General features: G+C 44.4%; 1 protein-coding gene. It reads right to left on the bottom strand.

Annotated elements, in window-relative coordinates; translation table 11 throughout:
• A partial coding sequence (locus DRF57_RS23410; RefSeq protein WP_241508053.1) for a condensation domain-containing protein occupies positions 1–1,142 on the bottom strand: 1,142 nt, incomplete at both ends.

Here is a 1,142-nt window from a genome sequence, read left to right on the forward strand (position 1 = left end):
TCTACAGAGTCCATGAATACAAATCCCAACTCATTACCCTCACCTCCCTTAGGTACCGGATAGTTCTCATACACAAATAAGCTGCTGAAAATCCTGCGTCCATCATGGTGCAATGCTGCAAGGTTGATGTCACTGTGTGTATTGAGCTCACTTATTCTATTCTGAATCTCTGTGATCTGATCCACAACCCGGCCATCTTCATGGCTCACAATCAATGGCAGCGTGTTGATATATAATCCCGCTGAAGATTCTATCCCATCAACCGGTAAGCTTCTTCCTGAAACCGTTGTCCCTACAACACTCGTCCCTAAACCACTGTAAATACTCAGCTGCTTATGCCACAAGTATTGAAGTACGGCATTCACCGTAAAGCCATGCTCTTTGGTAAAGCTCTTCAATGTATGGTACTGAACACCCTCAATCTGCATTTTTATATGCTGATGATCCTGGATATGACGGTAAGTTCCTAAGTCAATATGACGCTGGTCTTCTTTTACTAAACTGCTCAGATCTTCCTGGTCTTCCAGTAAGCCCATATACGTATTCCAGAACTCTGCACTGTCCTCTTTGTGGGACTGAAGGTACTGCTGGGTCAAAGCATAGGCAGAATCTGCTGCCGGAGAGAGAGCCTCTCCTTTAAGCTGACCCAGGTAATGGTCATGGATGCTATTGAGAATGATAGGCATACTCCAGCCATCCAGAATTGCATGGTGGTTACTGAATAAACAGCTGTAGTGGCTATCTCCTCTTTTGAATAGATACACCCTGAAAAGACTTCCCTGAGTAAGGTCATACACCTCAAAGCGATCTTTCTGTGTGATTTCTCCGATCAGGGTTTCCTGAGCCTCTTTACTCATTCCACTGATATCCTGGTAGCGCCAGTCTACCTCGCCTTCTTTATCAATAACCTGTACGATCTCACCATTCCAGTCAAAACGAAGTCTCAACGACGGATAAGCGGCCTGGGTACGTTTCCAGGAATCTTTTAACTTCTCTTCATTTATTTTACTATGGTAGTCCCAGATCAACTGTACCCTGTAGGCATCATCTTTATCTCCCTGGTTCAACGCATGATACACAAAGCCTTCCTGTAAGCTATTCGCTAAATAAACCCCTTCAATTTCCCCTTTCTCCTGAATACC

Origin of the sequence: Chryseobacterium rhizosphaerae, from assembly GCF_003385455.1 — a bacterium.
Lineage (GTDB): Bacteria > Bacteroidota > Bacteroidia > Flavobacteriales > Weeksellaceae > Chryseobacterium > Chryseobacterium rhizosphaerae.